Genomic DNA, 25820 nt, shown 5'->3' on the forward strand with positions numbered 1-25820 from the left:
TGAGAGTGTCCCGAGCATGAAACCGCCGGCGCGCAAGGACGCACTCAAACCGCTGTGGCGGGCGGCAGTACTACTACGGGTCATCACGCTCGTCTTCGCCGCAGGTGTGGTCATGACGCACGACGGCGAGTACGCGCGCACCTGGCTGGCCTGGTCGACGATCGGCGCGATGGCGCTGTGGACGCTCGTCACCTCCATCCACTACCTGCGTCCCGGACGCGGCAGCGTCTGGTTCACCGTCGTGGACCTGGGTGTGTGTTGCGCGCTGATGACCCTCTCGCGCATGGCCCTCACCCACGACCAGTTGGCCGTGGACGCCGTGCCACTGCTGCCCACGGTGTGGGTGACCTCGGTCGTCGCGGTCGGCGCCATCCGGGCCCGGGTGGTCGGCGGCGCGGTCTTCGGCGCGGTGATCTCAGCGTTCAACTACGGCGTGCGCGGCTACGTGGACACCGACCTCACCAGGGACATGGTGCTGCTGATCGGCGTCGGCATCGTCGTGGGCATGCTCAGCCTCAACCAGGTCAAGGCCGCCGAGACCGCCGAGCGCCTGGCCCAGGCGATGCGCGCGGAGGCGGCGACCGCCGAGCGGGAGCGGCTGGCCCGCACCATCCACGACAGCGTGCTCCAGGTGCTGGCCCGGGTCCGCAAGCGCGGCCGGGAGTTGGGTGGCGAGGCCGCCGAACTGGCCGAGTTGGCTGGTCGGCAGGAGGTGGCGCTGCGCGCGCTGGTCGCGGCGGCACCGCTGGAGTCGACCGCCGGTGGCGAGGCCGACCTGCGCCCCCGGTTGCAGGTGCTGACCAACGACCGGCACCAGGTGTCCGTCCCCGCGACGGCGGTGATGGTGCCCGAGGCCGCGGCGGCCGAGCTGGCCTACCTGGTGCGGGAGGCGCTGGAGAACGTCGACCGGCACGCCGGGCCCACCGCGCGCGCGTGGGTGCTGCTGGAGGACTTGGGCGACGAAGTGGTGCTGAGCGTGCGCGACGACGGTGTGGGCATCCCCGCCGGTCGGGTCGCCGCGGCGGAAACCGAGGGCCGGTTGGGGATCGCCCGGTCCATCCGGGGGAGGGTCCGGGAGCTGGGTGGCACGGCCACCCTCGAAACGGCACCGGACGCGGGGACCGAGTGGGAGATCCGAATCCCGAACGCCAAGAGGGGGACGCGGTGAGCGAGCAGGTGATCTCGGTGATGGTCGTGGACGACCACCCGATGTGGCGGGACGGGGTGGCCCGCGACCTGACCGAACGCGGGTTCGACGTGCGCGCGACGGCCGCCGACGCGTCGTCGGCGGTGCGCATCGCGCACGCGGTCCGCCCGGACGTGGTGCTGATGGACCTCAACCTCGGCGTCGAGTCGGGGGTGGACGCGACCAGGGCGATCACCGCCGCGCTGACCGACACCCGGGTGCTGGTGCTCTCCGCCAGCGGCGAGCACAGCGACGTGCTGGAGGCGGTGAAAGCGGGCGCGTCCGGCTACCTGGTGAAGTCGGCGTCGGCCGACGAGCTGGTCGACGCCGTCGGCCGGACCGCGGCCGGTGACGCGGTGTTCACCGCCGGGCTGGCCGGGCTGGTGCTCGGCGAGTACCGCCGGATGGCCGCGGGCCCGGAGGAGGGGAGCGCGCCGAAGCTCTCCGAGCGGGAGACCGAGGTGCTGCGGCTGGTCGCCAAGGGCCTGACCGCGCGGCAGATAGCCGACCGGCTCGTGCTCTCGCACCGCACGGTGGAGAACCACGTGCAGTCCACGCTGCGGAAACTGCAGCTGCACAACCGCGTCGAACTGGCCAGGTACGCCATCGAACACGGCCTGGACGCCGACCCGGAGCAGTAGTCTGGGGTGGTGAGCACCGAGTCGTTCGCCGCACCGATCAGCCCCCGTGACTTCCGGGTGTCCGACGCCGAGCGCGAGCACGTGGTCGGCGTGCTGCAGAAGGCCATCGGGCACGGGCTGCTGAGCCTCGACGAGTTCAGCACCCGCACCGACACCGCGCTGGCCAGCAAGACGCGCGCCGAGCTGAACTCGGTGCTGGTCGACCTGCCCGGCGTGGTCAACCGCGAACCCGGCAGCCCCACCGCGGCGCCGCCGGTCGAGTTCCGCACCACCATGTCCTCGATCCGCCGCGAGGGCCCGTGGGTGGTGCCCCGCGAGATGACCATCCTCAACCGCATGAGCTCGAGCGACTTCGACTTCACCGAGGCGGTCATCACGCACGCCGAGGTGCGCATCCACCTCGACGTGGCGGGCGGCTCGGTGGAGCTGCTGCTGCCGGAGCGGTCGCGGTGCGTGGCCAACGACATCGAGGTCGTGGCGGGCGCGGTGAAGAACAAGGCGAGGAACGAGACGGGCGGCGGGCCGCTGTTCGTGCTCACCGGCCGGGTGAAGGCGGGCTCGGTGGAGATCTCGCGTCCCTCGTACGTGCGCATCGGGTCGCTGACCATCCGCAAGCCGTGGAAGGTGAGCTGGGACACCTGACGGACCCGGTGTCGCACCGGCTGTGCAGCTGCGCTGTCAAAGCAGTGCAGAAAGTCCCGATGGACCGCGCGGTGTGATCGGCGCGAGACTCCGCCCGGCGGGTGCCACCACCCGCCGCGTGGAGGAGCCGACGTGAAAGCACTGGTCAAGACCGCCCACGGCCCCGGCCTGGAGCTGGCCGAGGTCCCGGACCCCCGGCCCGGGCCGGGCGAGGTGCTGCTGCGCGTGCTGCGGACCGGCATCTGCGGCACCGACCTGCACATCGAGTCCTGGGACGACTGGGCGGCGGGGGTCGTCAAGGCGCCGCTGGTGCTCGGGCACGAGTTCGTCGGCGAGGTCGTGGAGGTCGGCGCGGCGGTCAGCAAGGTGGCCGTCGGCGACCTGGTCAGCGGCGAGGGGCACCTGGTGTGCGGGGCCTGCCGCAACTGCCTGGCCGGGCGGCGGCACCTGTGCGCGAACACCCGCGGCCTGGGCGTGCACACCGACGGCGCGTTCGCCGAGTACGCGGTGCTGCCCGAGGCCAACGCCTGGGTGCACCGGCACGAGGTCGACCCGGACGTGGCGGCGATCTTCGACCCGTTCGGCAACGCCGTGCACACCGCGCTGTCGTTCCCGGTGCTCGGCGAGGACGTGCTGATCACCGGCGCGGGCCCGATCGGGCTGATGGCCGCGGCGGTGGCCCGGCACGCGGGCGCCCGGCACGTGGTGATCACCGACGTCAGCGAGCACCGGCTGGAGCTGGCGCGCAAGATCGGCGTGTCGGTGGCGCTCGACGTCAGCGCGACCCCGGTGGCCGCGGTGACCGGCGAGCTGGGCATGACCGAGGGCTTCGACATCGGCATGGAGATGTCCGGTCAGCCGTCGGCGCTGCGCGAGATGATCGCCAACATGACCCACGGCGGTCGGATCGCGATGCTGGGCCTGCCCGCGCGCGAGATCGCCGTGGACTTCGGCGCGGTCGTGCTGAAGATGCTGACCATCAAGGGCATCTACGGCCGCGAGATGTTCGAGACCTGGTACGCGATGTCGGTGCTGCTGCAGGCCGGGCTGGACATCTCCCCGGTGATCACCCACCGGTTCCCGCACACCGACTACGCCGAGGCGTTCGCCACCGCGCGCGGCGGCAAGTGCGGCAAGGTCATCCTCGACTGGACGAGCTAGGAGACTCATGTACGGCGCGATCCGCGACGACCTGCGCGGCACCATCGACGAGATCCGGGCGGCGGGCCTGTACAAGGCCGAGCGGGTGATCACCTCGCCGCAGCGGGCCGCGATCCGGGTCGGCGGCCCGGACGAGGTGCTGAACTTCTGCGCGAACAACTACCTGGGCTTGGCCGACCACCCGGCGCTGGTCGACGCGGCGAAGCGGTCGCTGGACGAGTGGGGCTTCGGGATGGCCTCGGTGCGGTTCATCTGCGGTACGCAGGCGCCGCACAAGGAGCTGGAGGCGCGGATCTCGGCGTTCCTCGGCACCGAGGACACGATCCTGTACAGCTCCTGCTTCGACGCCAACGGCGGCCTGTTCGAGACGCTGCTGACCGACCGGGACGTGGTGATCTCCGACGAGCTCAACCACGCGTCGATCATCGACGGCATCCGGCTGTGCAAGGCCGGGCGCAAGCGGTACCGCAACCGCGACATGGAGGACCTGGAGCGGCAGCTCGTCGAGTCCGCCGACGCCCGCTACCGCCTCATCGCCACCGACGGCGTCTTCTCCATGGACGGCTACCTCGCGCCCCTCGACGAGATCTGCGCCCTGGCCGAGCGGCACGACGCCCTGGTCATGGTCGACGACTCGCACGCCGTCGGGTTCATGGGCGCCACCGGCCGCGGCACCCCCGAGCACTTCGGCGTCGGCGACCGCGTCGACATCTACACCGGCACCCTCGGCAAGGCCCTCGGCGGCGCCAGCGGCGGCTACACCTCGGGCCGCGCGGAGATCGTCGAGCTGCTGCGGCAGCGATCGCGGCCGTACCTGTTCTCCAACTCGCTGGCCCCGTCGATCACCGGCGCGGCCCTGGCGGTCCTCGACCTGTTGGAGAACTCGGCCGAGCTGCTGACCCGGCTCCGGGACAACAGCGCCCTGTTCCGCGCCCGGATGACCGAGGCGGGCTTCGACCTGCTGCCCGGCGAACACCCGATCATCCCGGTGATGATCGGCGACGCGGCGCAGGCGGCCCGGATGGCGGACCTGCTGCTGGCGCAGGGCATCTACGTGATCGGCTTCTCGTACCCGGTCGTCCCGCACGGCAAGGCCCGCATCCGCACCCAGATGTCGGCCGCCCACACCCCCGACGACGTCAACCGAGCCGTCGACGCCTTCATCACCGCCCGGGCGAAGATGGCCGACTGACCTGCCACGATGAGCGCGTGATTGACCCTCGACGCCTGCGGGTCCTGCGCGCCCTGGCCGACCACGGCACCGTCACGGCGGCGGGTGCCGCGCTGCACCTGACCCCGTCGGCGGTGTCGCAGCAGTTGGCGGCCCTGGAGTCGGAGGTCGGCCAGGAACTCCTCCGCCGCCGAGGTCGCCGGGTGTGGCTGACCTCGGCGGGGGAGCTGCTGGTGGAACACGCGGACGCGGTGCTGGCGGAACTGGATCGTGCGGAAGCCCGCCTGGCCGCCTACGGAGCGGGCGAACTGGGCCAGGTCCGCGTCGCCGCCTTCGCGTCGGCGATCACCCAGGTCGTCGCGCCCGCCATCACCGCCCTGCGCGCCCTCGCGCCGTCGGTGACCATCCTGGTCCGCGACGCCGAGGGCCAGCAGAGCCTCCCCATGCTCCTAGACGGTGAGATCGACATCGCCGTCTCCATGCACAACCCCCTCGACGGCCCGGAACACCGAGCCACCTTCGACTCGTTGTACTCCGAACCCTTCAACGCCGTCCTACCCCCCGGCCACCCCCTGCTGGCCCACCCCGAGATCCCCCTCCCCGCCCTAGCCGACGACGACTGGGTGGTCCCGCTGCCCGGCAACCCCTGCCGGGATGTGTTGCTGACGGCCTGCGCCCAAGCGGGCTTCACCCCCCGCGTAACCCACACCACGGACGACTTCACCGCCACCGCCGCCCTAGTGGCGGCGGGCGTCGGCGTGGCACTGATCCCACGCACGACCCTGACCTCCACCGACCGCGTCCGCCCGGTAACCCCCTCCCCCCAACGCCAGGTCTACGCGGCGGTCCGCCGGGGGCGGGAGACGCACCCGCTGATCCAGGTCGTCCGCAAGGCCCTCATCGAGGCCAGCCCCGCCTGACCCGCCGGGCTTCCAGCGCGGGAATCGCCGCGATCTTGTCGGTGGTCAGGTGCTCCCACAGCAACCCCGGCCGCCGCCGAGGCGCGTCGCAAGTGATGGTCCGGGTCGGGGTGACGATGAGATCGATGCCGAAGTCGTGCTCGGTCTCGGGCAGGTCGCCGTCGATCACCTGGAGGTCGTGCACGGTCGTGGCGATCACGGTGTCGGCCCCGATCAACCCGGCTTCGCCGAGCAACGCCAACTCCAGATCGGCGTAGCCCGCCCCCTTCCCCACACGCACCCCACCCCGACTCACCGCCACACTGCCGCACACCGCCAAGTCCACTGGATCCAGCGCATCGACCTCTACCGCGGGCGCCACTCGCGCGGCGATCTTGGGAACGGCCGCCTCCTCCGGCGGAACCGGGAGTCGCCGAGGGTCGAGCAGGTAGAAGGGCTTGGTTCCGGCGAGCTTGGGCACAGCCAGGTAGACCACCTTGCCCTCGCGCAACGCGCGCACTGTCACCGACACCTGCGCCTTGTCCGGCGTCGCCTTGACCACCCGGGCATCCCGCCACACCGGCAAGCCGGTCGGCAGCGAGGTCAGCACCGAGGAAGTCCGGAATCCGCCCGAAGACATCGATGTCCCGCACAACCCGTTCCGCGGTCAACGCTCCCCAGACGCGCCTCCGGACTGCGGACTTCGCCTCAGCCGAGGTCATCGCGCGATGTTGTCGAGCAGCCTGCGGTAGGCGTCTTGGAGATCCGGTGTCCGCGCGTTCGGGCCGACCCGGTCGACGACTTCGGTGACCCGCCAGAGGTTGCTCGGCACGATGCGGCCGGACTCGATCGCGCGCACCGCGCACTGGCAGGCCTCGTCGTGGCGGCCGGCGTTGGCCAGTGCCAGCGCGAGGTCGAGGTGTGCCGACGCGGCACGGCGTGGCCAACGGGTGGTGTCCCCGGGCGGCGCGAGGCGGGCGATGATCTCGCGGGCGTGTGCCTCCGCTGCGGGGTCGCCCGCCCAGGCGAGGGTGGTGGCGGTGTAGGCGACGGCCTTGTGCGGGTCATAGCGGTAGTGGTGCTCGGCGTCCGGGGTCGGCAGCGGGGCGACGAGCCGGTGCACCTGGCTGATCACCCGAGCGGTCGCGCGCCGGTCGCCGAGCCGGGCCAGCGCCCGCCCTTCCTGCGCGGTGGCCTGGATGGCGATCGAACTCCCCGCCGGGGCGTGGTGCCGGGCCGAGCGCGAGAGTTCGAGGGCGCGCGGGAAGTCCCCGTCGGTGAGGACCCGCCAGGCCTCGGTTTCGTAGCACCAGGCCCGGATCTCGTCGTGCCCGGCGTGGCGGGCCAGGCTCGCGGCGGTCCGCAGGTACGCGCCCGCCGCGTGCCGTTGGCGCAGGTCGACGTGGCAGGTCGCGGCGAGCAGCGACATCCACCCGCCGACCACGACCAACCGCCGACGCTCGTCGAGCGTGGCCCGCTTGTCCAGCAGCCCGGCGACGTATCCCAGGTGCGCCCGCAGCCGGACCAGCAACGCCGCAGGGGACGCCTTCGGGTAGTCCACCGCCAACCCGTCGAACGCCCGCTCCAGCCGCCCCACCGTCTCACCGGAGACATCAGTGGCCGCCACCCGCCGCGCCAACTCCCAGGCCAACTCGTCATCACCCGCAAGGGGATCCGACGACACCTGCCGAAACGCTCCCACCTGCGCCTGAACCTCGGCGAGCGCCGACGCCCGCCCGCGAGCCACCACCTCGGCCGCGACAGCGACCGCTTCGCCGTACTCGTCGACGAGAACGCCGCCCGCCGCCAATGCCTTGTCGGCGTCCCGCCACCAGTCGGCGGTCCCTCGACCACGCCCGCGTTCGAGGTGGGCCACCATCGATCTGTCGCACAGCAGCCGCTCGGCCAACTCGGCCTGTGTCAGCCCGGCCGCCCGGCGGAACGCGGCCAACCGCAACCCCAATTGCCGCCGCCGCGCCAAGACAACCTCGGACTCGCGCCCCATACCTCAACGCTAGACGCTCTGTGACAGACCGTGCGAGCGGTGTCACCACATGTTTGCTCACCGAGCGTTCACACCGCGATGGTCAACCGCGAGACCAGCGTCGACGGATCGGGAAGCGGTGGCAGCGGTGATCGACGAGCAGGTGAAGGCACCGGTGTGCCGGGTGTCGAGGACGCCGAAGGCGGTGGCGTTGGGGTGGGCGCTGCGGAAGGCCCGGCGCGCGGGTGGGTGGTCGTTGCGGGAGTTCGCCCACCTGATCAACCGGGACATGCCGACGTTGTCGAGGTGGGAGACGGGGCACCGGACGCCGCGATCCGAGCAGGTCGCGCACTTCCTCGGTGCCCTCGGGGTTTGCGGTGGCCAGTTCGCCGACACCCTGGCCCTCGCCACCGATACCAGCGCCCCGCACTGGATCGCGACCACCGAGGCAGAGCGCAGGCACCAGGACGCCGTCTACCTGGAGTTCGAGCAGGCCGCCGACCATCTCACGTTCATCGCGCCCCAGATCATCCCCGACCTGTTCCGCCTGCCTGACAAAGAGCTACGGCAACGCCAAGAAATCCTCACGCGTCACCAACCCGCGACGGTGGGCCTGTTCGTCGGGCACACCGCACTCCAGCAGGCGTCGGATGACCAGTTGCGCCACCTCGCCGCGCTGTCCGCGCGCCCGAACATCGAACTCCGCGTCGTGGCCGCGCCGCCTCCGGCGTTCGACAGTCGGCGGACGCTGCTGGACTCCTGCGACCTGCGCTTCGCGATCAGCGGTCCGCCTCCGTTCGCCATGTGGAGCCACCGACCAGGAGACATCGCCATCCACGACCGCGACATCCGGGCGATCCGAGACAAAGCCCTGTCGCCTCGGGTGTCTGTCGGGGCCATCGCCAACATCGTCGACAGGCGGCAGCGCAGTGCGGTTGGGGTGGGTCAGCTGTAGCGGGCCTGCACCCCACGGGACTGGCCTGCATTGTCGACGGAGTCGCGGAGGTCGGTGAGGAATCGGTCGACGACTCGGTCGTGTTCGGGGGAGACCATGAGATGGAGGGCGTCCGGGTCGTTTTGGCGGTCCAGGTGCCAGCCCCGGTCGTCCATCTCATCGCCGATGGCCATGATGTTGGGAGCCGTGAAGGCGAGGACCGAGGCGGCTGGATCGCCGAGGAGTTCCAGGCCCAGGTCGGTGCTGCCGGCGCGGATCTTGGCGACGGTGGCCATGATCCGCCGGACCAGGCGGGTGTAGCCGTCGACGCCGAGGTATCGCATGACGGCCCAGGCCGCCGCGATCGGGGCCGCCGGGCGGGCGCCCGCCAGGGCCAGTGACCCGTACAGGCCGCCGGGCCAGTCCTGGTAGAGGAATGCCTGGTACTGCAGCACGTGGTCGCCGTTGCGGTGCAACAACACCGACGCGCCCTTGGTGGCGTAGCCGTATTTGTGCACGTCGGCCGACATGGTGGTCACGCCCGGGACGCGGAAGTCGAAGGCGGGCGCGTCGGGCAGGAACGGCAGCAGGAACCCGCCGACGCAGGCGTCGGTGTGGAAGGGGATGCCCCGGGACGCGGCGAGGGCGGCCAGTTCCGGGATCGGGTCGACGACCCCGTGCGGGTAGTTCGGCGCCGAACCGGCCACCAACACCGTCCGCTCGTCGATCAACTCGGCGGCGGCCGAGACGTCTGCGCGGAGGGCGGCGTCCAAGGGGATCTGGCGCAGTTCGAGGCCGAAGTACTTGGCGCCCTTGGCGAAGGCCGGGTGGGCGGACCTCGGGACGACCAGCGCGGGCGACTCGACCGCGGCCCGGTCCCGCGCGACCCGGATCGCCTGCATGATCGACTCGGTGCCGCCCGAGGTCAGCGAGCCCGACGCGCCCGGGGGAGCGTGCAGCAGCCCGGCCGTCATGGCCACCACTTCGCGTTCCATGTCGGCCAGGGACGGGAAGCGGAACGGGTTGAGGGCGTTCTCGTACAGGTACAGCTCGTGGGCTTCGCGCAGGACCGCGTCGACGTCCTCGCCCGCCGGGTAGATCAGGCTCCAGGTGCGGCCCGCGCGCCAGTCGGCGTCGGCGGACTTGCGGGCGCGCAGGTCGGCGAACAGCTCTTCGCGCGGGGTGCCGTGCGCGGGCAGGGAGGTCTCCGGCAGGTCCATGGAAACCATGGTCCCACTTTACTCAGCCGTGTTACTATTTACTCATGCAGGTAACAGTGACCGAAGCGGCGCGCAGGCAGCAGATCGCGGAGGCGGCCGTCGAGGTGGTGGCGCGGCACGGGTTCGCGGGCGCCTCGTTCGCCAAGATCGTCGAGCACGCCGGGCTGAGCAGCACCCGGCTGATCTCCTACCACTTCCGCGACAAGTCCGACCTGATGATGACCACCCTGATCTCCGCCATCAGCGCGGTCGACGACCGGATGAACGAACGGCTCGACGGCACCACCGACCGCGTCGACATGCTGCGGTCCTACATCGAGTTCCTGGTCGGCATGCTCACCACCCACCCCGACCAGGTCCGGGCGATCCGCGAGATCGGCGCGAACATGCCCGAGTTCGCCCCGGTGCTGCGCGACTTCCGCACCGGCAGGCTCGAACGCCAACTCGTCCAGGGGCAACGCGAGGGCGTGTTCGGCGAGTTCGACGTCCGGGTCGTGGCCCGCACGATCGCGAACGGCGTCGACGGCGCGGACGGTGCCGACACCGATGTCGACGCCTACGCCCGTGAACTCGCCGACCTGTTCATCCGCTCCTGCGTCGGGTAGGACGGCTGCGCACCGGACGCCGTCACCGACACCGACGCCACCGCGACGGCCCGTCGAACAGCCGACACCAGGTCCGCCCCGCCGGCCAACGCGACCGCGAGCGCGCCGGTGAACGCGTCGCCCGCGCCCGTCGTGTCGACGACGTCGACGCGCGGCGCGGGCACCTCGGTCGCGCGTTCGCGTTCGACCACGACGGCCCCGCGCGCACCCAACGTGATCACCGCCGAACGCACGCCCAACGCCAACAGGTCACCCAGCTCGTCGGCCTCGTGTTCGTTGACCACCAGCGGGTCCAGCACCGCCAACGCCTCCGCCGACAGCCGCGCGACCGGCGACACGTTCACGACCGCCCGCGCGCCAACGCGTTCCGCCGCCACCACCGCGTGTTCGACGACGGCGAGCGGCACCTCCAACGACGCCGCCAACACCCGCGCCGACCCCAACCACACGTCGTCGGCGGTCAACGCCGCGTTCGCCCCCGGCGACACGACGATCGAGTTCTCCCCGTCCGGCGTCACCGTGATGTACGCGGCGCCCGTCGGCCGGTCCACCCGGCGCACGTGGTCGACGCGCACACCCGCGTCGACGAGCGAACGCACCACCAGGTCCCCGTTCGCGTCGCCTCCGACGGCACCCACGAACGCGACCGCGCCGCCCAACCGGGCAGCCGCCACCGCCGCGTTCGCACCCTTGCCGCCGGGCAGCACACACGTGTCCGACCCCAGCACGGTCTCGCCCGCGAGGGGCCGCCGAGCGACCTCGACGACCAGATCCGCGTTCGCTGAGCCCAGTACCACAATCGCGGTTTCCACGACATTGACCCTAGTCAGCGGCCGTTGCCATTAGCGAACGTGCGCAAGTGTGAACGATCGGGTAGCCGAGCGGAGCGGGAGTGCCACACTGTGCGTCAGTTGTGACACATCCCATCGGGATGTGCGAAGCCCCGGCGCGAGCCGGGAGTTGTCACCGGCGCCGGTCGCGTAGCCCCCCGAGCGATCGGCGCCGGTGGCCGTAATGGCGGGTGGCTAGACCTTCTCCAACTCGCGCGGGGACTCGACCTCCGAAAGCCCCGCCTTCTCCTGCAGGCGCCGTAACGACTTCGGTGCCCACCAGGCCGCGTCGCCGAAGAGCCTGATCACCGCCGGGACCAGCAGCATCCGCACCACGGTGGCGTCCAGGACCAGGGCGATGATCATGCCGAGGCCGATGAACCGCATGCTGGCCAAGGACGACATGCCGAACGCGCCGGTCACCACCCCGAGCAGCAGCGCCGCGGCGGTGATCATCCGACCGGTGCGCACCAGTCCCGTGCGCACCGCGTCGCCGGTCGACATCCCCGCGTGCCGGGCCTCGACCATCCGCGCCAGCAGGAACGTCTCGTAGTCGGTGGACAGCCCGAACACCACCGCGCCGATCAGCACGAGCATCCCGGCCTGGATCGGTTGCGGTGTCACGTCGAGCAGCCCGGCGCCGTGCCCGTACTGGAAGACGAACACCAGCACGCCGAAGGTGGCCGACAGGCTCAACGCGCTCATCACCACGGCCTTGATCGGCAGCAGCACCGACCCGAAGGCCAGGAACATCAGGACCAGCGTGGCCGCCGCCAGGATGCCGACCATCCACGGCACCCGGCTGACGATCCCGTCGACCGAGTCCACCACCAGCGCCGGATAACCACCGACCAGCACCTCGGCCTGCGACGGGATCGCGCGCAGTCCCTCGACGGCGTGCCGCGCCCGGTCCGATGACGCGTTGGCGTCCAACGGCGCGGTGAACACGACGGTGTTGCCACCCGCGCCGGACGGCGTGAACGCCTTCACCCCGGGCACCCGGAACACGGCGTCGGTGAACGCCTGCACGATCGCCTGGTCCGGCGCGCCGTTCGCGCCGCGCAGCACGACGCGCACGGTGTTGTTGCTCGCCGCCGGGAAGTTGGCGGTGATCGCCTCGGCGGTCGCGCGGTGCGGGTCGCCGGGCGGCAGCTGGCGCTCGTCGGAGCCGCCGAACTCGATGCCGCCGAAGGGCAGGGCCAGCACGACCAGCACCGCCACGATCGGCGCGACGAACAGCGCGGGCTTGCGCATGACCGCGTCGGCGATCCGGCCGAGCAGCTTGGGCTCACCGGGCTCCTTGCGCCGCCAGGGCAGCGAGAGCTTGTCGACGCGGCGACCGAGGATGGCCAGCAGCGCGGGCAGCAGCGTCAGCGACACCAGCGCGGCGATGGCCACCGCGGACATGCCGCCGTAGGCCATCGATTTGAGGAAGTCCATGGGGAACACCAGCAGCCCGGCGAGCGCGATGACCAGCAGCGTCGCCGAGAACGCGACCGTCCGACCCGCCGTGGCCACGGTGCGCCGCACGGCCTCCGCCGGTGTGCGGCCCGCCGCCATCTCCTCGCGGAACCGGCCGACGGTGAACAGGCCGTAGTCGATGGCCATGCCCAACCCGAGCAGCGTCGCGACGTTGACCGCGAACGTGTTGACCTCGAGCCCGAGGCTCAGCAACCGCAGCACGCCCAGCGCGCCGAAGATCGCCAGACCGCCGACCAGCACCGGCAGCGCCGCCGCGACCAGGCTGCCGAAGATCAGCACGAGCAGGATCAGGGTGACCGGCAGCGAAATGGCCTCGGCGACCGCGAGGTCGGAGTTGGACCGCTCGGTCATCGCCCGCTCGGTCGGCACCTTGCCGCCGACCTGGGTCAGCACCCCGTCGATCGCGAGCTTGTCCTCGACCTTGGCGAAAGACTTCTGCCGCGCGTCGAAATTGTCGCCGACCAGCACGATCGTGGCCATGGCCAGGCGCTTGTCCGCGCTGGCCAGCGCGGGCTGCCCGGCCGTCCAGTAGTCGATGCGCGAGGCGACCGCGTCGGTGGGCAGCGCGGCCAGGGCCGCGGTGACCTTGCCCGAGACCTCCGGGTCGTCGACGGTCTTGCCCGCGGGCGCGGTGTAGAGCAGGACGATGTCGGCGGGCTTCTGCCCCAACTCGTCCTCCACGATCTTGTTGACCCGGGCCGACTCGCTGGCCGGGTCCTCGTACCCGCCCTGGGTCAGCTTGTCGAACACGCCGAGGCCCCATAAGCCGCCGCCCAGGGTGATGACGAGAGTGGCAACCAGGACCAGCCAGCGCCTACGGTGGACGACCGACCCCCACGATGAGAACACTGCCGAATCACCCTCCGAAACGCGGTTAACACTGTTCACCCAGCAGTGGCAGGATAGGGCTCGGTAAACAGCGTTTACAAGGGAGTGTGCGATGACCCAGGCCACACGGCGCGAGCGGGGCCGCGCCGCGACGGACCGGGATATCCGACAGCAGGCCAGGACGCTGCTGGTCGCCGACGGGCCGCAGGCGGTGACGCTGCGCGCGATCGCCCGCGAGCTGGGCATCACCGCGCCCGCCCTCTACCGCTACTACACCTCGCGCGAGGACCTCATCGAGCACCTGCGCCAGGACATCTGCGCCGATCTGGGCACCGACCTCGGCGGGGACCTGGCCGAGGTCGACGAGGCCGACCACCTCGGCCAGGTGCTCGCGGTCTGCCGCGGCTTCCGCGCCTGGGCACTGGCCCACCCGCAGGAGTTCGCCATGGTCTTCGCCTCACCGGCCGAGCCGGGTCAGCACTGCCCGGTCGGCGCCCAGCGCGCGGGCCGGGACGTGGCGGTGGACTCCTTCGGCCGGATCTTCCTCACCGTCGCGGGCCGCGTGCTGGCCAACGGCTTCCAGCTCGCCCAGGCCGACGCCGAGGTGCCCGCGCAGCTGGTCGCGGACATGGAGAACTTCCGCGACGACCTGCTCGCGGCCATGGCCGAGTCCGGCGTCCAAGTGCCGCCGGAGTACCTGGGCACCGGGACCGCCTACGTGATCCTGCAATTCTGGGTACGGCTCTACGGGCAGGTCGCCTTGGAGGTGTTCGGCCAGTTCCCGTACCCGGTCTCCGACTGCGAGCCGCTCTTCGAGTCGATGCTCACCGGCCTGGTGCGCGACGCCGGTCTTCTGTGACGTGTCGCTGCTAGCTCCCTGGCGCTACGCGACGCCACATGCTCCTCAATTCCGCGGCATCCCCGCCCGGTCGGGAACGATGCCGGGCGGGGATGAGGGGGTGGGTGGCGGAAGGAAATGTCACAGAACGATGTTGACCAGGCGGCCCGGTACCACGATGACCTTCCTCGGGGTCGAGTCGCCGACCAGGGCGGCCACCTTCTCCTCCGCCAGCGCCGCCGCCTTGACCTCGTCCTGCGACGCGGCCGCGGGCACCGACACCCGGCCGCGCACCTTGCCGTTGACCTGGATCGGGTACTCGACGCTGTCCTCGACCAGGTAGCGCTCGTCCGCGGCCGGGAACGGCCCGTGCGCCAGCGAAGTGGCACCACCCAGCTTCGCCCACAGCTCCTCGGCGACGTGCGGGCACAGCGGCGCCAGCATCTGCACCAGCCCCTCCGCGACCACGCGCGGCGCGCCGTCGGGGAACGTCTTGGTGACGTGGTTGTTCAGCTCGATCAGCTTCGCGCCCGCGGTGTTGTAGCGCAGGTTCGCGTAGTCCTCGTGCACACCGGCGATCGCCTTGTGCAGCGCGCGCAGCGTGGTCTCGTCCGGCTCGGCGTCGGTGACCCGCAGCTCGCCGGTCTCCTCGTCGACCAGGTTGCGCCACAGCCGCTGCAGGAACCGCTGCGCGCCGATGACGTCCTTCGTCGCCCACGGCCGGGAGACGTCCATGGGACCCATCGACATCTCGTACAGCCGGAAGGTGTCGGCGCCGTAGGTCGCGCACATCTCGTCGGGGGTGACGACGTTGCGCAGGCTCTTGCCCATCTTCCCGTACTCCTGGCGCACCTTCTCGTCGCCGTGGAAGAACCCGCCGTCGCGCTCGACGACCTCCGACGCGTTCACGTACACGCCCCGGCTGTCGGTGTACGCGTACGCCTGGATGAAGCCCTGGTTGAACAACCGCCGGTACGGCTCCGGGCCGCTGACCTCGCCCAGGTCGAACAGCACCTTCTGCCAGAACCGCGCGTACAACAGGTGCAGCACCGCGTGCTCGACGCCGCCGATGTACAGGTCGACGCCACCGGGGTCGCCAGGGGACTGCGGGCCCAGCCAGTAGCGCTCGTTCTCCGGCGCGCAGAACCGGTCGGGGTCGTCCGGGTCGACGTAGCGCAGCTGGTACCAGCAGGAACCGGCCCAGTTGGGCATGGTGTTGGTGTCGCGGCGGTAGGTCTTGGGGCCGTCGCCCAGGTCCAGCTCGACCTCGACCCACTCGGTGGCCCGCGACAGCGGCGGCGACGGCTCGGTGTCGGCGTCCTCCGGGTCGAAGGTCTTGGGGGAGTAGTCGTCGACCTCGGGCAGCTCCACCGGCAGCAGGTGCTCGGGGATCGCGACCGCGGTGCCCTCGGCGTCGTAGACCACGGGGAACGGCTCGCCCCAGTAGCGCTGGCGGGAGAACAGCCAGTCGCGCAGCTTGTACTGGATGGTGCCGCGACCGTGGCCGTGCTCCTCCAGCCAGGCGATGATCGCCTTCTTGGCCTCACCGATGTCCAGGCCGTCCAGGAACCCGGAGTTGACCGCCGGGCCCTCGCCGGTGAACGCCTCGCCGTCGAAGCCGGGGGTGGGCTCGACGGTGCGCACGACCGGCAGGCCGAAGGCGGCGGCGAAGTCCCAGTCGCGCTGGTCCTGGCCGGGCACCGCCATGATCGCGCCGGTGCCGTAGCCCATCAGCACGTAGTCGGCGATGAAGACCGGCACGCGCGCGCCGTTGACCGGGTTGGTCGCGTAGGCGCCGGTGAAGACGCCGGTCTTCTCCTTGTTCTCCTGCCGGTCCAGGTCCGACTTCATCGACGCGGCCCGCCGGTAGGCCGCCACGGCCTCGGCGGGGGTCGCCGCGCCACCGGTCCACCGGCTGTCCACATCGGACGGCCAGGCCGCGGTGGCGATCGCGTCGACCAGCGCGTGCTCCGGCGCCAGCACCAGGTAGGTCGCGCCGAACAGCGTGTCGGGGCGGGTGGTGAAGACCTCGACCTGCTCGTCGCCGACCGCGAACCGCACCCGGGCGCCGTGCGAGCGCCCGATCCAGTTGCGCTGCATGGCCTTGACCTTGTCCGGCCAGTCCAGTCCGTCCAGGTCGTCGATCAGCCGGTCGGCGTAGGCGGTGATCCGCATCATCCACTGGCGCAGGTTGCGCCGGAACACCGGGAAGTTGCCGCGCTCGCTGCGCCCGTCGGCGGTGACCTCCTCGTTGGAGACCACCGTGCCCAGGCCCGGGACCCAGTTCACCGGGGCGTCGGACAGGTACACCAGCCGGTGCTCGTTCAGGACCGCCTGCTGCTCGGCGTGGTTCAGCTCCGCCCACGGGCGGCCGTCGGGGGTCGCGCGCTCTCCGGCTTCGAACTGCGCCACCAGGTCGCTGATCGGGCGCGCCTTGCCCGCGGCCTCGTCGTAGTACGAGTGGAAGATCTTCAGGAAGATCCACTGCGTCCAGCGGTAGTAGGACGGGTCGCTGGTGGTGATCCGGCGGCGCTCGTCGTGGCCCAGCCCCAGCCTGCGGATCTGCCGCAGGTAGTTGGCGATGTTGTCCTCGGTCGTCTTGCGCGGGTGCTGCCCGGTCTGCACCGCGTACTGCTCGGCGGGCAGGCCGAAGGCGTCGAAGCCCATCGTGTGCAGGACGTTGCGGCCGTTCATCCGGTGGTAGCGGGCGAACACGTCGGTGCCGATGAAGCCCAGCGGGTGGCCGACGTGCAGGCCCGCGCCCGACGGGTACGGGAACATGTCCTGCACGAACAGCTTGTCCGCGGGCACGTCGCCCGCCAGCGGCCCGACCGGGTTCGGCGCCTGGTAGGTGCCGTGTTCCTCCCAGTACCGCTGCCAGCGCTGCTCGATCGCGCCTGCCAGCGCGGCGGTGTACCGGTGGCTCGGCACCGACTCCTGCTGCTCGGTGTCGCTCATGGTGGTGTCCCTCCGCGCTTGTCTCGACCCTGTCCGACCCGGGAAAACGAAAACCCCCCAGCCCGATGGGCATGAGGGGTTGCCGCGCTCACCAACCTGGTTGGCTAGCGCGGCCGACTAAGGAGCAGACGGGCCGTGCTCACCCGCCCAGCCTACTCGCCACGTCGAGTCCGTTTCGCATCCGGGTCTCAAGACGGACCCCGAGTGCAACCAGTTGGGTGACCTGGGTCGCGGCGAAGTTGTCGTCGCTGACCAGCAGCAACGTCCGCTCACCACCGCGCAGGGTCGGGCCCCACGTCATCCCTTCGATATTGTCCAGAGTGGACAGACCAAGGTCCGCCAGGTCGGCCACGAGCCGCTTGCGCACCGGCCGCACCCCGGTCGCGTCGGCGAGGTCGCGGTTGGCGACGTTGCTCGCCCCGGCGGTCTCGACGAGGTAGACGCGCACCTTGTTGCCCACACCGGTCACGAACGAGCGCTCCAGCACCAGGAACCGGCTCGGGTCCAGCGGGTCGACGGCCAGGATCGCGGTGACGCCCGTGGTGGCGAACCCGGTCGCCGGCACCGGCTTGGCGAACACCGGCTCCTGCGGGTACGCGTACTGCGCGAGCTGCCTGCCCTCGCGGGTCTGCACGACGATCCGCGACAGCGCGCCGTGCTCGGGGGTGGCCTCGGGGCCGTCCTGCAGCAGCGGTCCCTCGACCGTGGAGACGACCAGGGTGCCCGCGGCGGCGTAGGTCAGGCCCTCGAGCACGAGGTTCTGCCGGGGCCCGCGGTCGGCGGTCATCCTCAGGTTCGCGGGCAGCGGTAGCTCGCGGGCGAAGGTGCCGTCACGGCGCGCGGTGCGGATCGACGGGTCGATCAGCACGCCGGGGCGCCGCTCGCCCTCCTGGCTCCACGTGTAGTCGCCGGTCCACGGGTCGACCCGGATGTCCTCGGGGTCGACGGTGGTGCCGTCGCCGGTCGACAGCGGCGGGTAGGTGGCGCCGTCGGGCCTGCGGAACGGGCTCGTGCCGGTGAAGGTCACCGGGCCGAGGCCGTGCGCGGTCACGTCGAAGCGCGCGGTGTAGAACCGGGCGGGCTGGCGGTCCGAGCGGTCGTCGCTGATCAGCACGTACCCGCCGGTGCGGGGGTCGCGGTCGATGCCGGAGAGCCCGCCGACGGTGGTGCCCTGGAACACCAACCCGTTGGGCACCCGCTGCTCGCCGATCAGGCGGACCCCGGGCCGTGGGTGACCCGGGTGGGCCGACGCCGGGACGGTCAAGAGGCTGGTGGCGACCGCGGTGACGGCGGCGGCGCCGACGAGGGCCATGGCTCTGGACATGACGGGTAGCACACCGCACCAGGGTGTCCGGCGGGTGGCGTTCGCACGACCTCCTACCATCGAGCCGTGAACCTCGTGCCGCTCGCGCCCCTGGTGGCCGGCCTCCCGCTGCTCGCCATCGGTTTCCTCGGCCTGACCGAGCGCCTGCCCCGCAACCGCTTCGGCGGCGTGCGCACCCCGGCCGCACTGCGCAGCCCGGAGGCGTTCCGGGTAGCCAACAAGGTCGCGGGCCTGCCCACGCTGGTCGCGGGTCTGGTCGGCGTGCTCGGCGCGGTCGTCGGCTTCGTCGTCGGTGGCACCGCGGCGGTGCTGACCGTGTCGGTCATCGCCCTCGTCGGCTTGGTCGTCATCACCCTCGGCGCGGGCGTGCTGGGCGACCGGGCCGCAGCCGCGGTGCCCGAGCCCAAGCCGGAGCTCCCGGCGGGCTGCGCGGGCTGCCAGTGCGGCGGCTGCGACGTGCTCACCCGGGTGCAGGCGGGCTAATTTTCCCGAACGTCACCTGGATGGGTGGCGAGCAGCGCCAGGGGCATGCCCTGGCGGCGCAGCACCCGACCCCACAGGTCCTGCTCGGCGGGCGCCACCACGTCACCGGGCAGAGCGGGCACCACGATCCAGTCGCCGCGGTCGATCTCGCCCGCGAGCTGGCCGACGTTCCAGCCCGCGTACCCGGCGAACACGCGCAGGCCGCGCAGCTTCGGCGCCAGCGCCGCCGGGTCGGCGTCGAGGTCGACCAGGGCCACCGGGCCGCGCACGCCGATCAGGCCGCGCACGCCGTCGGGGTTCTCCCCGGTCCGCATGGCGGCCAGGCACAACGCCGTCTTCTGCTCGACGGGCCCGCCGACGAAGACCGAGCCCGGTTGGGTGGCGTGCGGGCCCCAGTTGGGCAGCACGTCGTCGACCGGCACATCACTCGGTCGGTTGAGGACGACGCCCAGGGTGCCCTGGCCGCGGTGGTCGATGACGTACACGACCGTGCGGCGGAAGTTGTTGTCGAGCAGGCTGGGCGCCGCGACCAGCAGCGTCCCCGGTTCGACGTCGACATCGGACGGCACGCCGACATGATCCCATCCGGACGGGTGGCCGCGAGAGGAGAGCCGGGAAGTCGGGAACAACCCGCCCGGACCGCGCGTTGGACGTAGCGGCCGGTGCCTTCGTGTCCCCCGGGCTCAACTGGAACCGCCTTCGTGGAATACCGCTCGGCTGGAGCCACGTCGCGCAACTCGCCGTGAGGCGACCGGGTGTCGGCCAGGATGGGCGGCCCTCACGGGCCGCCCATCTGTATTTCCCCCACCACCCACCCCCTCATCCCCACCCGGCACCGGCCCGTACCCGGCACCCTTCGCCCCCGCCCGGCACGGTCCCGACCTGGCACTCCTCATCCCGCTCGGTCCGGCCCCGACTTGGCGGGCCGTGTGCTCCCCGCCGTGCGGCGAGTGGACGGGTAGCCGCCGTCGGGGGAGCGGGAACGTGGGAACACGACCGGTCACTGGTCGGTCCCCGGCCCGGTTAGGCTCGTGCGTTGTGAGCACGGCCCCAACCGGTATCGACCAAGAGGCACACCACACGCGCATCGGCGCGCGGGCCCTGCTGGCGATGGGCGGTTTCCGCAGGCTGCTTTTCACCCGGTTCTCCGCCCAGTGGGGCGACGGCCTGTTCCAGGCCGGGTTGGCCGGTGCCGTGCTGTTCAACCCCGAGCGCGAGGCCGACCCGCTGGCCATCGCGGCCGGGTTCACCGCGCTGCTGCTGCCCTACTCGATCATCGGCCCGTTCGCGGGCGCGCTGCTCGACCGCTGGGACCGGCGCCGGGTGCTCGTCCTCGCCAACGCGGTGCGCGGCCTGCTCATCCTGGTGGCCGCGCTGGCGGTGGCCACCGGCGCGGGCGGCACCGTGCTGTTCACCCTGGCCCTGGTGGTGATCGGGGTCAGCCGGTTCGTCAACTCCGGGTTGTCGGCTGCGCAGCCGCACGTGGTGCCGGTGCGCAACCTGGTCGAGGCGAACGCGCTGGCCACGACGCTCGGCGCGGTCATCGCGGTGATCGGCGCAGGCTGCGCGGTCGGCCTGCGGGCGCTGTTCGGCGACCACGACCTGGGCTCGGGCCTGACCACCGGGTTCGCCGTGTTCGGCTCGATCGCGTCGGCCTGGTTCGCGAGCCGTTTCACCCGGGGCGCCCTCGGCCCGGACGAGGTCGACGAGCCCGCGCAGCCGCTGGTGGCGGTGGCCAGGGGCCTGTTCGACGGCGGTCGGGCCGCCGTCCGCACACCGACTGTGCTGGCCGGGTTCGTCGGGCTGATGGCCCACCGGATGGCCTTCGGCGTAGCGCTGCTGATGGTCGTGCTGCTCATGCGCTTCCGCTTCGGCGAGGGCATGGGCGGGCTCGGCGAGGCGGTGGCCCTGGTCGGTGTCGGCATCCTCATCGCGGGCCTGGTCACCGCCCGGCTGGTCACCGCGCTGGGCAGGCGCCGCACGCTGGCGGGCGGGCTGCTGCTCGGCGCGGTCACCGTGATCGGCCTCGGGCTGCCGCTGACCATGCCCACCACGCTCGCCGCCGCGCTGCTGATGTCCTTCGCCGGGCAGGTCGTGAAGCTGTGCGTGGACGCCGCCGTGCAGCGCGACGTCGGCGACGAGCTGCGCGGCCGGGTGTTCGCGCTCTACGACACCCTGGTCAACGTCGCCCAGGTCGCGTCGGTCGCGCTGGCCGCGCTGGTGGTGGCGCCGGACGGCGGCTCACCCGGCCTGGTGCTCGCCGCCGGTGCCTGCTACTTCGTCGGCCTCGCCGGGTTCGCCCTGGTCAGCCGCGACCACGCCTAGGCCCTGCGCGCGCGCCCACGAACGCAACGCGGCCTCGGCGTCCGCCCGCGACATCGGCCCCTGGTCCAGCCGCAGCTCCTTGAGGTGCGTCCACGCCCGGCCGACCAGCGGACCCGGCGGGATGTCGAGCAGCCGCATGATCTCGTTGCCGTCGAGGTCGGGCCGCACCCTGGCCAGGTCCTCCTCGGCGGCCAGCCGGTCGATGCGCTCCTCCAGGCCGTCGTAGGTGCGCTGGAGCGCGGCGGCCTTGCGCCGGTTGCGGGTGGTGCAGTCGGCGCGGACCAGCTTGTGCAGCCGGGACAGCAGGTCGCCCGCGTCGGTGACGTAGCGGCGGACGGCGGAGTCGGTCCACTCGCCCTTGCCGTAGCCGTGGAAACGCAGGTGCAGGAACACCAGGCGGGCCACGTCCTCGGTGACCTCCTTGGAGTACCGCAGCGCCCGCAAGCGTTTGCGCACCAGCTTGGCGCCGACCACCTCGTGGTGGTGGAAGCTCACCCCGCCGCCGTCCATGTGCCTGCGGGTGTCCGGCTTGCCGATGTCGTGCAGCAGCGCGGCCAGCCGCAGCACCAGGTCCGGGCCGTCCTCCTCCAGGTCGATCGCTTGCTGCAGGACGACCAGCGAGTGCTCGTAGACGTCCTTGTGCTGGTGGTGCTCGTCGATCTCCAGGCGCATCGCGGGCACCTCGGGCAGCACGTGCGCGGCCAGGCCGCTGTCGACCAGCAGCCGCACCCCCTCGCGCGCGTGCGGCCCGCAGATCAGCTTGTTGACCTCGGCCTGCACCCGCTCCGGGGTGATCCGGGCGATCTCGTCGGCCATCTCGGTCAGCGCGGCGAGCACCCGCGGCGCGCAGGTGAAGCCGAGCTGCGCGACGAAGCGGACCGCGCGCAGCATCCGCAGCGGGTCGTCGGCGAAGGACTCCTGCGGGGTGGCCGGGGTGTCGAGCACCCGCGCGGCCAGCGCGCCGAGGCCGTCGTGCGGGTCGATGAACGTCCGGGTCGCCAGGTCGACGGCCATCGCGTTGACGGTGAAGTCCCGGCGGACCAGGTCGGCCTCGATGGAGTCGCCGAAGCGGACCTCGGGGTTGCGGCTGACCCGGTCGTAGGCGTCGGAGCGGAACGTGGTGATCTCGCACTGCGCGCCGCGCTTGGCCGCGCCGACCGTGCCGAACGCGATACCGGTGTCCCAGACCGCGTCCGCCCAGCCGCTGACCAGCTTCATGACCTCCGGCGGTCGCGCGTCGGTGGTGAAGTCCAGGTCGTTGCCGAGCCTGCCCAGCATCGCGTCGCGGACGCTGCCACCGACCAGGTAGACGCGGTGACCCGCCTGGGTGAAGCGGGCGGCGAGGTCGTCGGCGACGGGGGAGACGCGGAGCAGTTCCACGACCGCGTTCTGCGCGGCCGCGGTGGCATCGGGCGTTCGGGACACGATGGACGAGCGTATCCGCACACAACCCGTGCGGGTCCAGCGCATCCGGAGCAGGTGCCTGCGCCGTACCAACCCGGGTTGGGCCGATCGCACTACCATCGCGGACATGCCCCCGTCGTCCGGCAGGTCCCGCGGTGCCCGTTCCGGGCGCCGGTTCCGCCGACGCGGGCGCAGGCTGACCACCGTGGACGAGACCTCGGCGGGCGGCCTCGTCATCGACCCCAAGACCGGTTCGGTCGCCCTCATCGGGCGGCTTGACCGGCGCGGACGGCTGCTGTGGTCGCTGCCGAAGGGCCACATCGAGCCGGGGGAGACCCCCGAGCAGACCGCCGTCCGGGAGGTCGCCGAGGAGACCGGCATCGACGGCGAGGTCATCCGGCCGCTGGGCACCATCGACTACTGGTTCATCGCCGACGGCACCCGGCGCATCCACAAGACCGTTCACCACTTCCTGCTACGGGCATACTCTTTCGAGCTATCCGACGAAGACCTGGAAGTGACCGAGGTCGCGTGGGTGGCGCTCGACGAGTTGGACGCCCGACTCGCCTACGCCGACGAGCGCAGGCTCGTGCGGAAGGCGCGGCAACTACTCTCCGAGCATCCGCTTTCACCCGATCCGGTGGAGTCGGACCTACCTGAAGTTGGCCGGGCCTGACCCGATGGCTGGGGAGAAGCCTTGATCACACAACTGCGCCGTGCCGGTTACGCGGCACTGGCCGCGGTGTTCGTCCTGCTCGCCGCCCCGCCGTCCGGGCGGGCCGAGACGGCGGCAGCCGGGCGGTTACTGGTCGACGTCGACCAGGTCGCCCCCAGGGTCGTGGAGGCCGGGTCGCAGACGCTGACCATCAGCGGCCGGATCACCAACACCGAGGACCGGCGCATCGCCGACGTCGAGGTGCGGGTGCAGCGCGGCGACGTGCTCGACACCGAGGACGGCCTGCGCGCCGCCATCGCCGACCCGCAGCGCATCGACGCGGTCAACCGGCCCAAGGTCAGCTCGGCGTTCCAGAAGATCACCGCCGACCTCGGGCCCCGCCAGGTCGTGCCGTTCACCGTCACCGTCCCGCTCGGCCCGGCCAAGGGCGCGCTGCGGCTGGACCGGCCCGGCATCTACCCGGTCGTGCTGAACTTCAACGGCGTGCCCGCCTACGGCCGCACCGAGCGGCTGGGCGCGCTGAGCACGCTGCTGCCGGTGCTGTCGGTACCCGACGGCGGCGCCGTCAGCCCGCCCGCGCAACCGACGCAGCTGAGCGTGCTGTGGCCGCTCATCGACGACCGACCCCGCCGGGTCGAGACCCCCACCGACGGCAGCCGCACCGTCTTCGCCGACGACAGCCTGACCACCTCGCTGTCCAGCGGCAGGCTGTTCAGCCTGGTCGACACCGTGCGCACGGCCGCCGCCGGGGACGCGTCGCTGCTGCGGTCGCTGTGCTTCGTCGTCGACCCCGACCTGCTCGACACGGTCAACGCGATGACCACCGGCTACCAGGTCCGCGCCCCCGACGGCACGGTGTTCGACGGCAGCGGCGCGGGCAGCGCCCAGCTCTGGCTCGACCGGGTCAAGGAGCTGACCCGCGGCCAGTGCGTCATCGCCCTGCCCTACGCCGACGCCGACCTGGCCGCGCTGACCCGCGCGGGCACGACCGGCCTGCTCGACACCGCGCTCGCCGAGTCGTCGGTGGTCGAGTCCGTGCTGGGCACCAAGCCGCTGGCCGGGGCCGTCTGGCCGGACGGCGGCACGCTCGACGCCCGCACCCTGACCGGCCTCGCGGGCGCGCACCGCACCACGGTGATCGCCGACGCGTCCCGGATCCAGGGCGCGCAGGGCGCGTCGCCGTACACGCTGGGCCAGAACCTGCGGACCATCCCGTACGACCAGCTCGTCGCCTCCTCGCTGGCCCCGCAGCCGCGGGTGGACGACGCGGGCGTGCGCACGTCGTCGATCCAGAACGGCCTGGCCACCCTCGTCTTCCGCGGCGGCTACCAGTCCGTGCCCGGGCAGTCCGTGCTGGTCGCGCCGCCGCGCCGCTGGTCGGCCACGGCCGCCGAGTTGGCGGTGTTCCTGCAGACCGTGCAGTCGCTGGAGAACCAGGGCTTCATCCGCCCGCTCAGCCTGCAGACCCTCATCGACGGCGCCGACCAGGGCACCGCGACCGGTCTGGACTACAACGCCCAGGACAGCACCGCCGAGGTCCCCGCCCCGGTCACGAGCGAGATCGCCCGCCTCGACGGCGTGCAGCGCGACCTGGTGCAGAACGTGCTCTTCGAGGACCCCACCCGGCAGGTCACCCCGGCCGAGCTGATCGAGCCGATGCACTACGGGCTCGTCCGCGCGAGCTCCACCGCCTACCGCGCCGCCCCCGAACGCGCGCAGCGGGCGACCGGCGCGGTCAACGAGCAGCTCACCGCGCTGCTGGCGCAGGTGTCGCTCAGCGACCCGGGTCGGCCGCTGTCGCTGGCCTCGGCGGACAGCCCGCTGCCGGTGTTCATCAACAACGGCCTGCCGGTCGTCGTCCGGGCGCGGATCAACGTCAGCAACACCCCCGGGATCAAACCGGCATCGGACACCATCGTGCGCATCCCCGCCAAGTCGGGCATACCGCGCTACCTGCCCGCCAAGATCAACCGGGCCGGGAAGTTCGTGGTCACGGTGTGGCTCACCACCGACAGCGGGACCCCCCTCGGCAAGTCATCCCAGGTTGAACTCAACTCAACCTCATACGGCAGCATCACCGTCGCGGTCACCGGTACGGCCGCGGGCGTGCTGGTGCTCCTCGTGGGCCTGCGGCTGTTCCGCAGGGTCCGGGCCGCCCGGCGCGTGCGGGCGGCGGCCGAGGGAGACCTCTGATCACGGGCGGGGGCGGGCACGAAGTGAGGACGACCG

Annotated in this window: 22 protein-coding genes; 13 read left to right on the plus strand and 9 right to left on the minus strand. The window is 71.9% G+C overall.

Going from position 1 to position 25820, the window contains the following annotated elements:
* The first annotated feature begins 16 nt into the window (after positions 1-16).
* From macS to V5P93_RS37275, 6 genes are all read left to right on the plus strand, one after another.
* The gene (macS, locus tag V5P93_RS37250; protein ID WP_104479327.1) at positions 17-1168 is read left to right on the plus strand and encodes a MacS family sensor histidine kinase; all 1152 of its coding nucleotides are present in this window, start codon (positions 17-19) and stop codon (positions 1166-1168) included.
* Positions 1169-1188: 20 nt separating this feature from the next.
* Complete coding sequence (locus tag V5P93_RS37255) at positions 1189-1827, plus strand: response regulator transcription factor (protein ID WP_104479456.1); 639 nt, start codon at positions 1189-1191, stop codon at positions 1825-1827.
* Between the two features lie 9 nt (positions 1828-1836).
* On the plus strand, positions 1837-2469 hold the full coding sequence (locus tag V5P93_RS37260) for a DUF1707 domain-containing protein (protein ID WP_104479457.1): 633 nt from the start codon (positions 1837-1839) through the stop codon (positions 2467-2469).
* A 132-nt stretch (positions 2470-2601) separates the two neighbouring features.
* Positions 2602-3630, plus strand: coding sequence for an L-threonine 3-dehydrogenase (tdh, locus tag V5P93_RS37265; protein ID WP_104479328.1), 1029 nt, complete (start codon positions 2602-2604; stop codon positions 3628-3630).
* Positions 3631-3637: 7 nt separating this feature from the next.
* Positions 3638-4822 carry a glycine C-acetyltransferase gene (locus tag V5P93_RS37270; RefSeq protein WP_104479329.1) on the plus strand — a complete coding sequence of 395 codons (1185 nt, stop codon included), beginning with the start codon at positions 3638-3640 and terminating at the stop codon, positions 4820-4822.
* Positions 4823-4839: 17 nt separating this feature from the next.
* Entirely contained in the window at positions 4840-5721 is an 882-nt protein-coding gene (locus V5P93_RS37275) for a LysR family transcriptional regulator (protein WP_104479330.1), read from the plus strand.
* Here the strand turns inward: V5P93_RS37275 and V5P93_RS37280 are convergent.
* Positions 5699-6340, minus strand: coding sequence for a 5-formyltetrahydrofolate cyclo-ligase (locus tag V5P93_RS37280; protein ID WP_245931274.1), 642 nt, complete (start codon positions 6338-6340; stop codon positions 5699-5701). The two genes, V5P93_RS37275 and V5P93_RS37280, sit on opposite strands and share 23 nt — an antisense overlap.
* Before the next feature lie 78 nt (positions 6341-6418).
* The gene (locus V5P93_RS37285) at positions 6419-7705 is read right to left on the minus strand and encodes a helix-turn-helix transcriptional regulator (RefSeq protein ID WP_104479331.1); all 1287 of its coding nucleotides are present in this window, start codon (positions 7703-7705) and stop codon (positions 6419-6421) included.
* Between the two features lie 118 nt (positions 7706-7823).
* Between V5P93_RS37285 and V5P93_RS37290 the strand changes: the two genes are divergently transcribed.
* Positions 7824-8639, plus strand: a complete 816-nt coding sequence (locus V5P93_RS37290) for a Scr1 family TA system antitoxin-like transcriptional regulator (protein WP_181043492.1) — start codon at positions 7824-7826, stop codon at positions 8637-8639.
* Here V5P93_RS37290 and V5P93_RS37295 read toward each other — a convergent pair.
* Positions 8630-9847 (minus strand): aspartate aminotransferase family protein, encoded by a 1218-nt coding sequence (locus V5P93_RS37295; RefSeq protein WP_104479333.1) that lies wholly within the window; start codon positions 9845-9847, stop codon positions 8630-8632. The two genes, V5P93_RS37290 and V5P93_RS37295, sit on opposite strands and share 10 nt — an antisense overlap.
* Positions 9848-9882: 35 nt before the next feature.
* Here V5P93_RS37295 and V5P93_RS37300 point away from each other — a divergent pair, with 35 nt between their 5' ends.
* Entirely contained in the window at positions 9883-10443 is a 561-nt protein-coding gene (locus tag V5P93_RS37300) for a TetR/AcrR family transcriptional regulator (protein ID WP_104479334.1), read from the plus strand.
* On the opposite strand, the gene V5P93_RS37305 is transcribed toward V5P93_RS37300, so the two are convergent.
* Positions 10395-11255, minus strand: coding sequence for a ribokinase (locus tag V5P93_RS37305; protein ID WP_245931275.1), 861 nt, complete (start codon positions 11253-11255; stop codon positions 10395-10397). The two genes, V5P93_RS37300 and V5P93_RS37305, sit on opposite strands and share 49 nt — an antisense overlap.
* Positions 11256-11468: 213 nt before the next feature.
* Positions 11469-13604 (minus strand): MMPL family transporter, encoded by a 2136-nt coding sequence (locus V5P93_RS37310; protein WP_104479335.1) that lies wholly within the window; start codon positions 13602-13604, stop codon positions 11469-11471.
* A gap of 91 nt (positions 13605-13695) precedes the next feature.
* Between V5P93_RS37310 and V5P93_RS37315 the strand changes: the two genes are divergently transcribed.
* Complete coding sequence (locus V5P93_RS37315) at positions 13696-14442, plus strand: TetR/AcrR family transcriptional regulator (RefSeq protein ID WP_104479336.1); 747 nt, start codon at positions 13696-13698, stop codon at positions 14440-14442.
* A gap of 120 nt (positions 14443-14562) precedes the next feature.
* On the opposite strand, the gene leuS is transcribed toward V5P93_RS37315, so the two are convergent.
* Entirely contained in the window at positions 14563-17379 is a 2817-nt protein-coding gene (gene leuS / locus V5P93_RS37320) for a leucine--tRNA ligase (RefSeq protein WP_104479337.1), read from the minus strand.
* A gap of 139 nt (positions 17380-17518) precedes the next feature.
* Positions 17519-18703, minus strand: a complete 1185-nt coding sequence (locus V5P93_RS37325; RefSeq protein WP_104479338.1) for an esterase-like activity of phytase family protein — start codon at positions 18701-18703, stop codon at positions 17519-17521.
* Between the two features lie 66 nt (positions 18704-18769).
* On the opposite strand from V5P93_RS37325, the gene V5P93_RS37330 reads away from it, so the two are divergent.
* On the plus strand, positions 18770-19186 hold the full coding sequence (locus V5P93_RS37330; RefSeq protein WP_104479339.1) for an SdpI family protein: 417 nt from the start codon (positions 18770-18772) through the stop codon (positions 19184-19186).
* On the opposite strand, the gene V5P93_RS37335 is transcribed toward V5P93_RS37330, so the two are convergent.
* Positions 19183-19755: a YqgE/AlgH family protein gene (locus tag V5P93_RS37335; protein ID WP_104479340.1), complete on the minus strand. Its 573-nt coding sequence runs from the start codon at positions 19753-19755 to the stop codon at positions 19183-19185. The genes V5P93_RS37330 and V5P93_RS37335 overlap by 4 nt on opposite strands.
* Before the next feature lie 541 nt (positions 19756-20296).
* Here V5P93_RS37335 and V5P93_RS37340 point away from each other — a divergent pair.
* Positions 20297-21511, plus strand: coding sequence for an MFS transporter (locus V5P93_RS37340; RefSeq protein ID WP_181043509.1), 1215 nt, complete (start codon positions 20297-20299; stop codon positions 21509-21511).
* Here the strand turns inward: V5P93_RS37340 and V5P93_RS37345 are convergent.
* A complete protein-coding gene (locus tag V5P93_RS37345) occupies positions 21428-22981 on the minus strand; it encodes a CCA tRNA nucleotidyltransferase (RefSeq protein ID WP_104479341.1) in 1554 nt (517 codons plus the stop codon). The two genes, V5P93_RS37340 and V5P93_RS37345, sit on opposite strands and share 84 nt — an antisense overlap.
* 61 nt (positions 22982-23042) lie before the next feature.
* Here V5P93_RS37345 and V5P93_RS37350 point away from each other — a divergent pair, with 61 nt between their 5' ends.
* Together V5P93_RS37350 and V5P93_RS37355 are read left to right on the plus strand one after the other, a co-directional pair.
* Positions 23043-23591: an NUDIX hydrolase gene (locus tag V5P93_RS37350; protein ID WP_104479460.1), complete on the plus strand. Its 549-nt coding sequence runs from the start codon at positions 23043-23045 to the stop codon at positions 23589-23591.
* 21 nt (positions 23592-23612) lie between these two features.
* A complete protein-coding gene (locus V5P93_RS37355; protein WP_104479342.1) occupies positions 23613-25784 on the plus strand; it encodes a DUF6049 family protein in 2172 nt (723 codons plus the stop codon).
* Positions 25785-25820: the final 36 nt, after the last annotated feature.

This window comes from Actinokineospora auranticolor (assembly GCF_041897805.1).
Taxonomy (GTDB): domain Bacteria; phylum Actinomycetota; class Actinomycetes; order Mycobacteriales; family Pseudonocardiaceae; genus Actinokineospora; species Actinokineospora auranticolor.

What these genes read in the sequence shown, in the direction of transcription:
- V5P93_RS37255 (WP_104479456.1), top strand. Translation starts at nt 1,189, where the DNA reads ATGGTCGTGGACGACCACCCGATGTGGCGGGACGGGGTGGCCCGCGAC.
- V5P93_RS37315 (WP_104479336.1), top strand. Translation starts at nt 13,696, where the DNA reads ATGACCCAGGCCACACGGCGCGAGCGGGGCCGCGCCGCGACGGACCGG.
- leuS (WP_104479337.1), bottom strand. Translation starts at nt 17,379, where the DNA reads ATGAGCGACACCGAGCAGCAGGAGTCGGTGCCGAGCCACCGGTACACC.
- V5P93_RS37295 (WP_104479333.1), bottom strand. Translation starts at nt 9,847, where the DNA reads ATGGTTTCCATGGACCTGCCGGAGACCTCCCTGCCCGCGCACGGCACC.
- V5P93_RS37345 (WP_104479341.1), bottom strand. Translation starts at nt 22,981, where the DNA reads ATGCGCTGGACCCGCACGGGTTGTGTGCGGATACGCTCGTCCATCGTG.
- V5P93_RS37270 (WP_104479329.1), top strand. Translation starts at nt 3,638, where the DNA reads ATGTACGGCGCGATCCGCGACGACCTGCGCGGCACCATCGACGAGATC.
- V5P93_RS37325 (WP_104479338.1), bottom strand. Translation starts at nt 18,703, where the DNA reads ATGTCCAGAGCCATGGCCCTCGTCGGCGCCGCCGCCGTCACCGCGGTC.
- V5P93_RS37350 (WP_104479460.1), top strand. Translation starts at nt 23,043, where the DNA reads ATGCCCCCGTCGTCCGGCAGGTCCCGCGGTGCCCGTTCCGGGCGCCGG.
- V5P93_RS37285 (WP_104479331.1), bottom strand. Translation starts at nt 7,705, where the DNA reads ATGGGGCGCGAGTCCGAGGTTGTCTTGGCGCGGCGGCGGCAATTGGGG.
- V5P93_RS37280 (WP_245931274.1), bottom strand. Translation starts at nt 6,340, where the DNA reads ATGTCTTCGGGCGGATTCCGGACTTCCTCGGTGCTGACCTCGCTGCCG.
- macS (WP_104479327.1), top strand. Translation starts at nt 17, where the DNA reads ATGAAACCGCCGGCGCGCAAGGACGCACTCAAACCGCTGTGGCGGGCG.
- V5P93_RS37300 (WP_104479334.1), top strand. Translation starts at nt 9,883, where the DNA reads ATGCAGGTAACAGTGACCGAAGCGGCGCGCAGGCAGCAGATCGCGGAG.
- V5P93_RS37340 (WP_181043509.1), top strand. Translation starts at nt 20,297, where the DNA reads ATGGGCGGTTTCCGCAGGCTGCTTTTCACCCGGTTCTCCGCCCAGTGG.